General features: G+C 58.3%; 14 protein-coding genes. 10 read left to right on the top strand and 4 right to left on the bottom strand.

Translation table 11 applies throughout. The annotated features are described in order from the left end of the window. The first annotated feature begins 222 nt into the window (after positions 1 to 222). The 10 genes from AC1DFB_RS04885 (at position 223) to AC1DFB_RS04840 (ending at position 9,378) form a co-directional block, all read left to right on the top strand. Positions 223 to 777 (top strand): DUF3305 domain-containing protein, encoded by a 555-nt coding sequence (locus tag AC1DFB_RS04885; protein ID WP_170510438.1) that lies wholly within the window; start codon positions 223 to 225, stop codon positions 775 to 777. Then, entirely contained in the window at positions 774 to 1,355 is a 582-nt protein-coding gene (locus AC1DFB_RS04880) for a DUF3306 domain-containing protein (protein ID WP_480922238.1), read from the top strand. The genes AC1DFB_RS04885 and AC1DFB_RS04880 overlap by 4 nt, the downstream gene beginning before the upstream one ends. Before the next feature lie 4 nt (positions 1,356 to 1,359). Beyond that, complete coding sequence (locus AC1DFB_RS04875; protein WP_480922237.1) at positions 1,360 to 1,971, top strand: TorD/DmsD family molecular chaperone; 612 nt, start codon at positions 1,360 to 1,362, stop codon at positions 1,969 to 1,971. A gap of 56 nt (positions 1,972 to 2,027) precedes the next feature. Further along, positions 2,028 to 2,216, top strand: a complete 189-nt coding sequence (locus AC1DFB_RS04870) for a ubiquinol-cytochrome c reductase iron-sulfur subunit N-terminal domain-containing protein (RefSeq protein WP_170393361.1) — start codon at positions 2,028 to 2,030, stop codon at positions 2,214 to 2,216. A 105-nt stretch (positions 2,217 to 2,321) separates the two neighbouring features. After that, positions 2,322 to 5,216, top strand: a complete 2,895-nt coding sequence (locus AC1DFB_RS04865) for a formate dehydrogenase subunit alpha (protein WP_170393362.1) — start codon at positions 2,322 to 2,324, stop codon at positions 5,214 to 5,216. An 11-nt stretch (positions 5,217 to 5,227) separates the two neighbouring features. Continuing rightward, entirely contained in the window at positions 5,228 to 5,821 is a 594-nt protein-coding gene (gene fdh3B, locus AC1DFB_RS04860; RefSeq protein WP_037307340.1) for a formate dehydrogenase FDH3 subunit beta, read from the top strand. A gap of 155 nt (positions 5,822 to 5,976) precedes the next feature. Then, entirely contained in the window at positions 5,977 to 7,134 is a 1,158-nt protein-coding gene (locus tag AC1DFB_RS04855) for a formate dehydrogenase subunit gamma (RefSeq protein WP_480922236.1), read from the top strand. Then, positions 7,104 to 8,366: a c-type cytochrome gene (locus AC1DFB_RS04850; RefSeq protein ID WP_170563150.1), complete on the top strand. Its 1,263-nt coding sequence runs from the start codon at positions 7,104 to 7,106 to the stop codon at positions 8,364 to 8,366. The genes AC1DFB_RS04855 and AC1DFB_RS04850 overlap by 31 nt, the downstream gene beginning before the upstream one ends. A gap of 13 nt (positions 8,367 to 8,379) precedes the next feature. Next, the gene (locus AC1DFB_RS04845; protein ID WP_255612119.1) at positions 8,380 to 8,505 is read left to right on the top strand and encodes a hypothetical protein; all 126 of its coding nucleotides are present in this window, start codon (positions 8,380 to 8,382) and stop codon (positions 8,503 to 8,505) included. Further along, entirely contained in the window at positions 8,506 to 9,378 is an 873-nt protein-coding gene (locus AC1DFB_RS04840; protein WP_480922235.1) for a substrate-binding domain-containing protein, read from the top strand. A gap of 39 nt (positions 9,379 to 9,417) precedes the next feature. Here AC1DFB_RS04840 and AC1DFB_RS04835 read toward each other — a convergent pair whose 3' ends face one another. The 4 genes from AC1DFB_RS04835 to AC1DFB_RS04820 all read right to left on the bottom strand — a co-directional run bounded on the left by AC1DFB_RS04835 (position 9,418) and on the right by AC1DFB_RS04820 (position 12,847). Continuing rightward, the gene (locus AC1DFB_RS04835) at positions 9,418 to 10,233 is read right to left on the bottom strand and encodes an ABC transporter substrate-binding protein (protein ID WP_480922234.1); all 816 of its coding nucleotides are present in this window, start codon (positions 10,231 to 10,233) and stop codon (positions 9,418 to 9,420) included. Positions 10,234 to 10,255: 22 nt separating this feature from the next. Continuing rightward, a complete protein-coding gene (locus AC1DFB_RS04830; protein WP_480922233.1) occupies positions 10,256 to 10,990 on the bottom strand; it encodes an ATP-binding cassette domain-containing protein in 735 nt (244 codons plus the stop codon). Continuing rightward, positions 10,983 to 11,696: an ABC transporter permease gene (locus AC1DFB_RS04825; protein WP_170421167.1), complete on the bottom strand. Its 714-nt coding sequence runs from the start codon at positions 11,694 to 11,696 to the stop codon at positions 10,983 to 10,985. Before AC1DFB_RS04825 ends, AC1DFB_RS04830 begins: the two co-directional genes overlap by 8 nt. 161 nt (positions 11,697 to 11,857) lie before the next feature. After that, positions 11,858 to 12,847, bottom strand: a complete 990-nt coding sequence (locus AC1DFB_RS04820; RefSeq protein WP_170393369.1) for an ABC transporter substrate-binding protein — start codon at positions 12,845 to 12,847, stop codon at positions 11,858 to 11,860. Between the last annotated feature and the right edge of the window lie 19 nt (positions 12,848 to 12,866).

Genomic DNA, 12,866 nt, shown 5'->3' with positions numbered 1-12,866 from the left:
ATCAGCAGCTTAGACCCAATCCGCGCCGAGGCAATGCGAAGCATCAGAGAAAATCCGGATATGTGCATTATTTTTCATCACAAATCGCCATCAAAACCTGAAGTTGGAAATAAACTCTAAGTGAATGTCTCATATTAGGCGAAACTAGACTTGGCAGGTCGCCAATTTATGTAACATAGTACATCAATGGAAGGCAGGGGAGAGCCTTCCGGGGAGGAGCCAGTGGCCAAGGCCGCAAGCCGGACTGAAATGACAATTGGCGTCGTCGTGCGCAGAACACCCGGGGTGACACGCTGGGCGCGTTGGAACTGGCGCGCGGTCGCTGTTTTGCCAGGTGCAGGGCCTGCCGACTGGCAAGAGTTGCGACGTGAAGGTGAGGCCATCGAATACCATGCAGCCACCCTGCCCCTCACCCTCTGGGCCGATGAAACCGAAGCCTACATGGTCAACCTGTCGGACGGTCAACCTTCGCTGTACCTGGTTTTGCGGGATGAGCTGAAAGGCGAAACACCCCTGAATGCCGTATTGATCACCGCCTCACCGTTCGAGGGGCAAGATTATGCGGATACCGGCGAAGAGATCGTTGAGAAGATTCCGATGACCGAAGGGTTGATTGCATGGCTCCGCGATTTCACCCTGCAGCATCATCAGGACGAGGTGTTCATAAAACGTAAACGGGACAAGAAACGCACCGATCTGGTGGAAGACGGCAAGGGCGATGCACGAATCCGGCAGGATTCAGATGTCTACCGGGCTCCGCGTCGGGTGCTGCAATGACCCAGGCCCGCGATTTCTGGTCCCGCCGCAAGGCCGCCGTTCAGGCCGAGACCGAAGCAGAAGCTTTGGCCGCAGAGGAACAGATTATCACAACGCGGCAAGCTGAGCTGGAGGAAAAAAGCGACGCCGAAATTCTGGCCGAGTTTGATCTGCCCGATCCCGACACGCTGGAAGCCGGCGATGATGTCTCGGGCTTCATGGCCAAAGCTGTACCTAACCGTTTGCGCCGCCGCGCCTTGCGGCGCCTATGGCGGTTGAATCCTGTTCTGGCCAATGTCGACGGGCTGGTCGATTACGGCGAGGATTATACCGATGCGGCCTGCGTGATTGAGAACATCCAGACCGCGTATCAGGTTGGCAAGGGTATGTTGGCGCATGTCGAAGCGCTCGCTGCCGAGGCAGAAGTGTCCGAAGCAGAAACAGAAGCTGACATGCCCGAGGCGATCGAGTCAGGTGAAGAACCGATCAACGCCGTCGAACCAGAACCGAAAGCCCCACAGATGGTTGAAATGGAAGAGCCAGAGGAAATCGAACTCACCCCTGCTCCACGCCGTATGAAATTCGAGTTCGAAGGATAACTCTATGACCGCAGACAACGCGCAAACATTGGATATCTCAACTGAGGATCGTCTGCGTGCGGATTTCTATAATTTTCTTGGCCTGCTATTGGCCGGTCCACCCGATCAGTTGCTTTTGGATCAGATGGCCGGGCTAAGCGGTGATGACTCGGATCTAGGTCAGGCCATTCAGGCAATGGCACGGGTGGCCAAGGTGACCAAGCCTGCCGCCGCAGAGCGCGAATTCAACGCACTTTTCATCGGATTGGGCCGAGGCGAACTGCTGCCTTATGCCTCTTTCTACCTGACGGGATTTCTGAACGAAAAACCCCTGGCGCAGCTGCGCAATGACATGGCCGCGCGGGGCATCACCCGGGCGCAGAATGTTTATGAACCCGAAGACAACATCGCCTCGCTAATGGAAATGATGGCGGGCATGATCGTCGGTCGGTTCGGCGCGCCCGCCGCGCTGGAAGATCAAAAGGCGTTCTGGAGCAAACATATCGGGCCCTGGGCCGCGCATTTCTATTCGGATTTGGAAGGTGCCGAGAACTCGGTTCTCTACGCCTCGGTCGGCACGGCTGGTCGGGTGTTCATGGAGATCGAACGTGAAGCCTTTCGAATGACGGCGGCCTAGCCCGCCACTCGCCGGTGCCATTAGGCACCAAACCGCAATTGGGACAGGAGGAGCCCATGAGCAAGACCAAGGAAGAAGGCGCAACCCGCCGCGACTTCCTGAAACTGGCCGGTACCGCAGCGCCCGCTGCTGTAGCCGCCGCCAGCCTGTCTGGGAAAGCCGAAGCAGCCGAACTGCCGACGGACGAAACCCGGATGCAGGACACCGCGCACACGCGCGCATACCTCGACAGCGCCCGGTTCTGACCCGGACGTAGTCATACCCGACTGACGGTTGCGATTGGCCCTGAAGTCGGTTTCGCGAAGTACCAAGCCAGCCATGGGTTACATGGCCAGCAAGGGAGGAAAGAAATGCTTAGGAAAAAGACCAACGGGGTTGCGAGACGCCCCCAGCGGACAAGTATCCTGTCCCAGGTCGGCGAGAAAACCGTCGATCGCCGCGCATTCTTGCGTGGCTCGGGCCTGACGATCGGCGGCCTTGCCGCGATCAGCGCCACGGGTGGAACCGTGACGCCCGCCAGTGCCCAGACAGCGGCAAACACCGCCGTTGAGAATATCAAATCCGTATGCACTCACTGCTCGGTCGGCTGCACGGTCGTTGCCGAGGTACAGAACGGAGTCTGGATCGGGCAAGAACCCGGCTGGGACAGCCCATTCAATCTGGGTGCACACTGCGCCAAGGGGGCCTCGGTCCGCGAGCACGCCCATGGCGAGCGCCGCCTGAAATATCCGATGAAAAAGGAAGGTGGCGAGTGGAAGCGCATCAGCTGGGAAGAGGCGATCAACGAGATCGGCGATGGCATGATGAGCATCCGCGAAGAATCCGGGCCGGACAGCGTGTACTGGCTGGGGTCTGCGAAGCACAATAACGAACAGGCCTATCTGTTCCGCAAGTTCGCCGCCTATTGGGGCACGAACAACGTGGACCATCAGGCCCGTATCTGCCACTCGACCACTGTCGCGGGTGTTGCGAATACATGGGGCTACGGCGCCATGACCAATTCGTACAACGACATGCACAACAGCCGGGCCATCTTCATCATCGGTGGTAACCCGGCCGAGGCGCACCCCGTCTCGCTGCTGCATATCCTGCGTGCGAAAGAGCAGAACAATGCGCCTTTAATCGTCTGCGACCCGCGCTTTACGCGCACCGCGGCCCATGCGGATGAATATGTCCGCTTCCGCCCCGGCACAGACGTTGCGCTGATCTGGGGTATCCTGTGGCATATCTTCGACAATGGCTGGGAGGACAAAGAGTTTATCCGCACCCGTGTCTGGGGGATGGACCAAATCCGTGAAGAGGTTGCCAAGTGGAACCCGGATGAGGTTGAGCGCGTCACCGGTACGCCCGGCTCGCAGCTGCGCCGCGTCGCACGGACCATGGTGAACAACCGCCCCGGTACCGTTGTATGGTGCATGGGTGGTACGCAGCACACCAACGGCAACAACAACACTCGCGCCTACTGCGTGCTTCAGCTTGCGCTTGGCAACATGGGCACCTCGGGTGGTGGCACCAACATCTTCCGCGGCCATGACAACGTGCAAGGCGCGACAGACCTTGGTGTTCTGTCCCATACCCTGCCCGGCTACTATGGCTTGTCAAAAGGCGCATGGGGTCACTGGGCCCGTGTCTGGGGTGAAGAGCCCGAGTGGCTTGCAGGCCAGTTCGCCACGATCAAAGACAAGGAAGGCAAGGATAAACCGCTGCAGAATGAGCGCGGCATCCCGGTCTCCCGCTGGATCGACGGTGTTCTCGAAGATCCGGCCAACATGGATCAGGACAACAATGTCCGCGCCATGGTTCTGTGGGGCCACGCGCCCAACTCGCAGACCCGGATGACGGAAATGAAGACGGCGATGGAGAAGCTGGACATGCTGGTCGTGATCGACCCGTATCCCACCGTCTCGGCCGTGCTGCATGACCGCACCGATGGCGTCTATCTGCTGCCCGCCTGTACGCAGTTCGAAACCCGTGGCTCGGTCACGGCCTCGAACCGATCGCTGCAGTGGCGGGACCGCGTGGTCGAACCTCTGTTCGAAAGCCTGCCGGACGAGGTCATCATGGCCAAGTTCGCCAACAAGTTCGGCTGGGCGGATCGGTTCTTCCGCAATATCGAGATGGAAGATCCCGAAACCCCGAATGTTGAAAGCATCACGCGTGAGTTCAACAGCGGCCTTTGGACAATTGGCTATACCGGTCAGTCGCCGGAACGTCTGAAAAGCCATATGGCCAACCAGCACACGTTCGACAGAACCACGCTGCAAGCCATTGGTGGCCCCAACGACGGCGAGTATTACGGTCTGCCCTGGCCTTGCTGGGGAACGGCTGAGATGGGTCATACGGGGACACCAAACCTGTATGATATGTCCAAACCGGTGGCCGAAGGCGGCCTGACCTTCCGCGCCCGTTTCGGCGTGGAACGGGATGGTGACAACCTGCTGGCCGAAGGGGTCTATAGCGTTGGGTCGGAAATTCAGGATGGTTATCCGGAATTCACGATGCAAATGCTGATGGACCTTGGCTGGGACGGTGACCTGACGGCTGAGGAACGTGCGGCCATCGACGCCGTTGCGGGACCAGAGACCAACTGGAAAACCGACCTTAGCGGCGGTATCCAGCGGGTCGCGATTGCCCATGGCTGTGCGCCCTTCGGGAACGCAAAGGCACGCGCGGTCGTATGGACCTTCCCGGATCCGATCCCACTGCACCGCGAGCCGCTCTATACAAACCGGCGCGATCTGGTGGAGGACTATCCAACCTACGATGACCGTCAGGCCTATCGTCTACCTACCCTTTATGCGTCGATCCAAAAGAACGACTTTTCAAAGGATTACCCGATAATCCTCACGTCTGGTCGTCTGGTCGAGTATGAGGGTGGCGGCGATGAGACGCGGTCGAACCCGTGGCTGGCTGAACTCCAGCAGGACATGTTCGTCGAGATCAATCCGCGCGATGCCAACAACCTTGGTATTCGGGACGGATCACAGGTCTGGGTCGAAGGTCCTGAGGGCGGCAAGGTCAAGGTGATGGCGATGCTGACTAACAGAGTCGGCGCCGGTGTCGCCTTCATGCCCTTCCACTTTGGCGGCCATTTCCAGGGCGAAGACCAGCGGCACAAGTATCCTGCTGGTGCAGACCCCTATGTGCTGGGTGAAAGTACCAACACCGCCCAGACCTATGGCTATGATTCAGTGACCCAGATGCAAGAGACCAAAGCGACTCTCTGCAAAATCTGGTCAGCGTAAGGAGGACGATAATGGCTAGAGCAAAGTTTCTCTGCGACGCTGAACGCTGCATCGAGTGTAATGCCTGCGTAACCGCGTGTAAGAACGAGCACGAGGTGCCGTGGGGCATCAACCGCCGCAGGGTGGTGACGATCAATGACGGCAATCCGGGTGAACGCTCGATCTCGGTGGCCTGTATGCATTGTTCGGATGCGCCCTGTATGGCGGTGTGCCCGGTCGACTGCTTCTATCAGAACGAAGAAGGGGTCGTCCTGCACTCCAAGGACCTGTGCATTGGCTGCGGCTATTGCTTCTATGCGTGCCCCTTCGGCGCGCCGCAATACCCGCAGGCGGGCAACTTCGGATCGCGCGGCAAGATGGACAAATGTACCTTCTGTGCTGGCGGCCCCGAGGAAACGCACTCGACGGCAGAGTTCGCCAAATACGGTCGCAACCGGATCGCAGAGGGCAAATTGCCCATCTGCGCCGAGATGTGTTCTACCAAGGCCCTGCTCGCCGGCGATGGCGATGTGGTCTCGGCTATTTACCGCGAGCGTGTCGTCGCGCGCGGATTTGGTTCGGGCGCTTGGGGTTGGGGCACGGCCTACGATCAGAAAGACGGCTGACCCCGTCTACCAAAGCAAAACGGATGACCCGCAGATGTGGGTCATCCTGCATTGGATTTTTATTGAGGTTCCGATGTTGCGCTTATTCATCGCTTTCCTGCTTTCGCTAACGCTGACCCAAGTTGCGGGCGCTCAAACCAGTGAGGGGGCCGCCCGTGCGGATCTCGACCGACCGGTCTACAACCGGCGGTGCGACCACGCTTGAGGACATTCTGGCCCGCCAGCGTGGCGAGAAGGTCGACAACAGCTACAGGTCTGAAAACACCGGTCAGGGCAATGTTGAAGGCCTACTGGGACAGTTCGGCACCCGCGGTGTTGCCTCTGACAGTGACGTCTACCGCGCGCTGCGTTACGGATCTGCGGACGTCACCGTTTCATCCCAGGGACCTGCGGACAGCGTGCTGATTCAAGACGGCGGCATGTGGTGGTTGAACTTCCGAACTGGCCCGTTGCGTGAATATGGAACCTACATTCTGGGCGGAATGCTTGCGATCATTGTGCTTTTCTTTCTGATCCGAGGAAAAATCCGCATCGACGGAGAAAAAACCGGCCGCACGGTCCTTCGTTTCAACAGTTTCGAACGTTTCGGTCACTGGCTCTTTGCCGGGTCGTTCCTTGTGCTCGGCATCACAGGCCTGCTGACCCTTTATGGCCGCGATTTCTTGATCCCGGTCTTTGGCAAAGAAGGGTTCGCCACTTTCGCGCAAGGGTGCAAGTGGCTTCACAACAACCTCGCATGGGCCTTCATGTTGGGTCTGATAATCATCACCATAAATTGGATTGCCCATAACATCCCCAACAAGACCGACCTGAAATGGTTGGCCGCCGGAGGGGGCTTGTTCACCAAAGACAGCCATCCACCAGCCAAGAAATTCAATGCGGGTCAAAAGATAATCTTCTGGGCTTGCATTCTACTGGGTGTCTCTATCAGCCTGTCAGGCCTGTCGCTGCTATTCCCGTTCGAGCTGCCGATGTTCGCCAAAACCTTCTCAATCGCCAACTCGACAGGTATTCCGCAGGCGTTGGGTCTGAACCTGCCAGTGCAGATGTCACCGCAGGAAGAGATGCAATATGCCCAAGTCTGGCATGTCATGGTCGCCTACGTGTTCATCGCCATCATCATCGCCCATATCTACCTTGGCTCGGTTGGCATGGAGGGTGCGTTTGACGCCATGGGCACCGGTGAAGTCGAAGAACAATGGGCACGCGAGCACCACTCGCTGTGGCTGGAAGAGGTGCAAAAAAAGAGGCGGGCAAGGCAGCGGCCTCACCTGCAGAATAGATGCGCTGGCTCGCTCTTGCGCTTGTTTTGACCCCCCTGCCCGCCTGGTCCGAGTTTTTCACGCTCAAAGGCCATGGCGGGCCGATCATGGGGATCGCTTCGGCACCGGATGGGCGCATCGCAACGGCCAGTTTCGACAATTCGGTCGGTCTCTGGACCGGACAGACACCGGAATGGCTGGAGGGGCACGAAGCGGCAGTGAACTCGGTCGTTTTCAATGGCACTGCAATCTATTCTGCCGGGGATGACTTCACCCTCCGCCGCTGGCCCGGCGGGGATGTAGTCGGGCAGCACAAAGGCAAGATTATCGGCATTGCAGCGTCGAAAACTCATATCGCGACGGCCAGCTGGGATGGCACCATCGGCCTGTGGCCGGTGGACGGGTCCGAGCCGACCCTGCTTGGGCCAATCGGCAGCGGGGTGAATGCAGTTGTTTTTACGCCGGACGGAAAGCAGCTTTATTCGGCAGGTGTCGACGGAGCATTGCGTATCTGGGATGTCGCCAGCGGTCAGGAAACAAATCGCCTGATCGAGCATGGTTTTGGCATCAATGAATTGGTCCTGAACGCACAAGACAACTGGATCGCCTACGGTACCGTCGATGGAGTGACACGCATCCTGAGCCTCACCACCGAAGAAGAACATGACTTTACGTTGGATCGGCGCCCGATCCTCGCCATGGCACTGAGCCCCGATCGCAAGCTGTTGGCTGTCGGCGATGGTGAAGGCTTTATAATGGTCATCAACACTTTCGAATGGCGCATTGCACAAGATTTCCGTGCCACCCTGCGCGGTCCGGTTTGGGCGCTCGCTTTTTCTGCAGATGGTCAAAATCTTCACGCAGGCGGCATTGATGAGGCAATGTACAGCTGGCCCGTTTCAGCGCTGGGCGATCGCGAACAGATGGCCGCTGCCGAACCCAGCTTTCTGAAAGACCCAAGCGAGATGGGCAACGGAGAACGGCAATTTGCGCGCAAATGTTCGATCTGTCACAGCCTGACGCCGGATGGGGGTCGACGTGCAGGCCCTACCTTGCACGACATCTTTGGGCGGAAAGCGGGCACATCGCCCGGTTATTTGTACTCGGATACGCTGCAAGACTCTGATATTATTTGGAATGAAGAGACAATAAATGCTCTTTTCGACGAAGGCCCGGACCACTACATTCCGGGGTCAAAGATGCCAATGCAGCGGATCACGCAAGCACAGGACCGGTTAGATCTGGTCGCGTTCCTGCGCAGCGCCACCGCACCGCAGGATTGAGCCGGAGGAGAACATGAAAGCCTTTCTGACCGCCGTCGCCGCGATGGTCGTGATCACTGTCGCCGCTCCTTACACGCTGGATCAATTCGGTTTCAGCGCCGCCGACAAGACGTCCGGTTCGGCTGTACGCCTCGACTGAATGCCGCAATACCTGACCACCCGCGAATTGGCGGATCTGCTGCGCATTGGCGAGCGGAAGGCCTATGATCTGGCATCCTCGGGCGAAATCCCGTGTGTACGCGCCATGGGCAAGCTGTTGTTCCCAAAAGCCGAGATCATAGCGTGGCTCAACGCCTCACGCTCTGGCCCCGATGTCGTCGAACCACCCCTGCCGCCGATCGTGGCAGGTAGCCACGATCCCCTGTTGGACTGGGCTTTGCGGGAAAGCGGCTCTGGGCTTGCGACTTACTATGATGGGTCTTTCGACGGGCTGAATCGTCTTGCGGAGCGCAGCGCACAGGCGGCGGCCTTGCATATCCACGAACCAGAAGGCTTCAACACTCAGACCCTGCGCGACACGATGGGCGAAGCACCTGTGATCCTCTACCAGATTGCCAACCGGCAGCGCGGCCTGTTGCTGGCACCCGGCACTTCGGACATCTCGGGGTTTCAGGATCTGAAAGGCAGACGGATCATTCTGCGGCAAGACAGCGCCGCCAGCCAGCGTCTGTTCGATACACTGCTCGACGCCCACGGTCTGGGTCGTGATGATCTGAACACCCTGCCTGTTTGTGCCCGCACCGAAGAAGAGCTGGCCACCGCCCTGCGTGACGGCAAGGCAGAGGTTGGTTTTGGCCTCGGTGCACTGGCGCGCCCGTACGGGCTAAGTTTTGTGCCCACCCATTCCGAGCGTCTGGACCTTGCAATCTGGCGCCGCGCCTTCTTCGAGGCCCCCATGCAGACGCTGACCCAGTTTTTGAAATCCGAGCGTTTTATCGAACGCGCTGATGAACTAGGCGGCTATGATCTCGCAAATCTGGGTCGGATCCACCACAACGGCGCCAGTGGCTGATCCGTCGTCCATTCCTTGTTGCGCCAACCCAAGGCGAACTTACTGTGCGTTTGGAAAAAACAACTGCTCACCATCCAGCGTGTAAGACGCAATCGCCGCCTGTCCATCAGGGCCGATAAGCCAGTCGATAAACCTTTGCCCGGCAGCGGCGCGAACGCCGGAGTGCTTTTCAGGGTTCACGAGGATTACACCATATTGGTTAAACAGGCGCGGATCGCCCTCGACCAAGACCTCCAGATTGCCCCGGTTTCCGAAAGACAACCAGGTTGCCCGGTCGGTCAGAGCATACGCGTCCATGCCGCTGGCCACGTTCAGCGTTGCCCCCATCCCCGATCCGGTCTCGCGATACCAAGTCCCCGAGGCCTCCGTCGGGTCAACGCCGGTCGCCTCCCAATAGCGCATCTCGGCTTTGTGAGTGCCGCTGTCATCACCGCGCGAGGCAAACGGCAGTTTCGCTTCGGCCAAAGCGGTCAAAGCGGTTAAAATGTCGTTGCCACCGGCAATTTCGGCTGGATCAGATTTCGGGCCAACCAATACAAAATCATTGTACATGACATCGAACCGTTCGACGCCCCAACCGTCTGCCACAAACTGCTCTTCGGCGGGCTTGGAATGAACCAGAAGAACATCGCCATCCCCGTTGATTGCATTCCTGATTGCCTGACCGGTCCCGACGGCTACAACGCGTACATCGATACCTGTTTCAGCCTCAAACCCTGGCAGGATATAGTCCAGCAGACCCGAGTTCTGCGTCGAGGTCGTTGATTGCACAACGATAAAGGGTTCTTCGGCCAAACCTGCGCCTGCGGTCAGCCCAAGCGCGACAATTGATGCCCGAACGAAATCAGGGATCATTCGAAGTCTCCATCTCTGTTAATCAGGTTACCAGACCGCCAGCCAGATACCGGCGCGACTCGTTGCTTTTTGGGGTTTCCAGCACCTGCTGTGCCCCCCCATGTTCAACCACATGCCCTGCCTGCATCATCACGATGTCAGATGCCAGGCGCCGCGCCTGCCCGATGTCATGCGTCACCATCACGATGCGCACACCCCGGGCCGAGGCACGCAGGACCATCCGCTCGATCATCTGCATGGCGCTTGGATCTAAAGCGCTGGTGGGTTCGTCCAGAAACAAGGTCCTGGGGTCTAAGGCCAACGCGCGCAGGATCGCCAACCTTTGCGCCTCGCCACCAGACAGCGAACGCGCGGATTGACGTGCCTTGCCATCCAGTCCACCTTCGGCCAGCAAAGCTTCAATACGATGCCTGCGCAAGGCACGGGGCATCGATTTCCGCTTTAGCACAAAGTCCAGATTGGCCGCGACCGAGCGGCGCAGCAACACGGGGCTTTGAAACACCATCGCCTGCCGCGCTTTGTGGGCTGCATTCAACACAACACCGTCCTGACAGACACGCCCGCTGTCGGGTTGAATCAGACCATGCAGACAACGCAGCAACAGACTTTTGCCAGCGCCGTTTGGACCCAAGATCATGGTCGGACCCGCGCCATCCAGGCACAAATGCGGGACATCGAGCAGCACCTTGCCTTCGCGTGCAATGTGCAACCCTTGGACCTCTAACATGCCTGGCACCTCGGTCACGACATCACGCATGGCGCAGCCCTTCCCGCTCGGCCCGCAGGGTCAATGCGCTGACCATCGCGTTTACAGCCACGGCCAAACCGATCAGGATCACACCCAAGGCCAGCGCCAGCGCCAAGTTCCCCTTCGAAGTCTCAAGCGCAATCGTGGTCGTCATCACGCGCGTCACGTGATTGATATTGCCGCCGACGATGATCACTGCGCCTACCTCGGCGATTGCCCGGCCAAACCCGGCCAGTAATGCGGTGACCAGAGCCAGACGCGCGTCCCACAACAGCACCGGGATCGAAGCCAACCGCGATACGCCGAGCGAGCGAAGCTGTTCAGAATACTCTTCGGCCAGCATCTCGACTACCTGCCGGGTAAGTGCGGCCATGATCGGCGTCACCAGCACCACCTGCGCTATGATCATTGCGGTGGGTGTGTAGAGAAGTTCCAGCACCCCCAGAGGACCGGATCGGGATAACATCAGGTAGACCAGCAAACCGACGACAACTGGTGGGAACCCCATCAGAGCGTTCACAAGGATAATCAGCGCCCGCCGTCCCGGAAACCGCGCGACGGCCAAAGCTGCCCCAATAGGCATCCCGATGACCGCCGAAATCAGAACAGCAAAGATCGAAACACGCAGCGACAACAACACAATTGCCCACAGCTCTGCATCCCCTTCGAGGATCAGCGAGAGCGCCTGAGTGAATTCTGATGCAAATCCCTGCATTTTCTACCATTCATGCCGTATGCTGTGACAAAATGCTATAAATTACAGGGAAATACTAGAGGTTCTGGCCAGCAAGTACAGGCACAAATTCGACATTCAAAACTAAGAACGCGGCCCCGTCAGGGCCGCGTTTGATTGGCACGTCTTTTGCTGTAGCTGGTTCAGTTCAGCGCAGCGTCGGTGATCTGATGTGTCCATGCCCCTTCAGGCTTTTTGGTGATAACCGGATCAGATCCACCCGCCAGCAGGGTATCAACCGTGCGGTCGAAATCGGCTGGATCCAGCGCCCCGTTCGACCCTGCGGTCAGCTTGGCAATCTCGCCCATCATGCGCTTTTGATGCTCTTCGGTCTGGGCACCGGTCGCATCGTTTTCGAGAACGATCTCGGCGGCTTCATCCGGGTTCTCTTCGGCGTATTTCCAACCCTTCATCGAGGCACGGACAAACCGTTCCATCTTGTCGGTGAAGGCCGCATCGCTCAAATTTTCTTCAAGCACATATAGACCATCCTCAAGCGTGGCGACGCCCTGATCTTCGTATTTGAAGGTTACCAGTTCTTCAGGCGTGACACCGGCATCAATGACCTGCCAATACTCATTGTAGGTCATGGTGCTGATGCAATCGGCCTGACGCTGCAGCAGCGGGTCGACGTTAAAGCCTTGTTTCAGCACTTCGACACCGCTGTCGCTTTTGCCATCGGTACCGATTCCCAGCTGACTCATCCAGCTCATGAACGGGAATTCGTTGCCGAAGAACCAGACTCCCAGCGTGCGATTTTTGAGATCTTCGGGCGAGGCAATCCCCGCATCTTTCCAGCAGGTCAGCATCATGCCCGAGCTCTTGAAAGGCTGTGCGATGTTCACCAGAGGCAGACCCTTTTCGCGCGCAGCAAGTGCAGCCGGCATCCATTCCACCGTAACGTCTGCTCCACCACCTGCGATCACCTGTGTAGGCGCAATATCAGGACCGCCGGGCAGAATGGTGACGTCCAGCCCCTCTTCTTCGTAGAACCCTTTATCTTTTGCCACATAATAGCCCGCAAACTGCGCTTGCGTGACCCACTTCAATTGCAGTGTCACCTCATCCGCAGCAAGTGTCGCACTGGCTGCCAGGCTAAAGGCCGCAACCGCCCCACTGAGTAGCTTCTTCATCTTCATATCTCCTAGTTGC

The sequence above is a fragment of the Ruegeria sp. S84 genome, from assembly GCF_056583445.1.
This window is presented reverse-complemented; position numbering and strand designations above follow the sequence as displayed.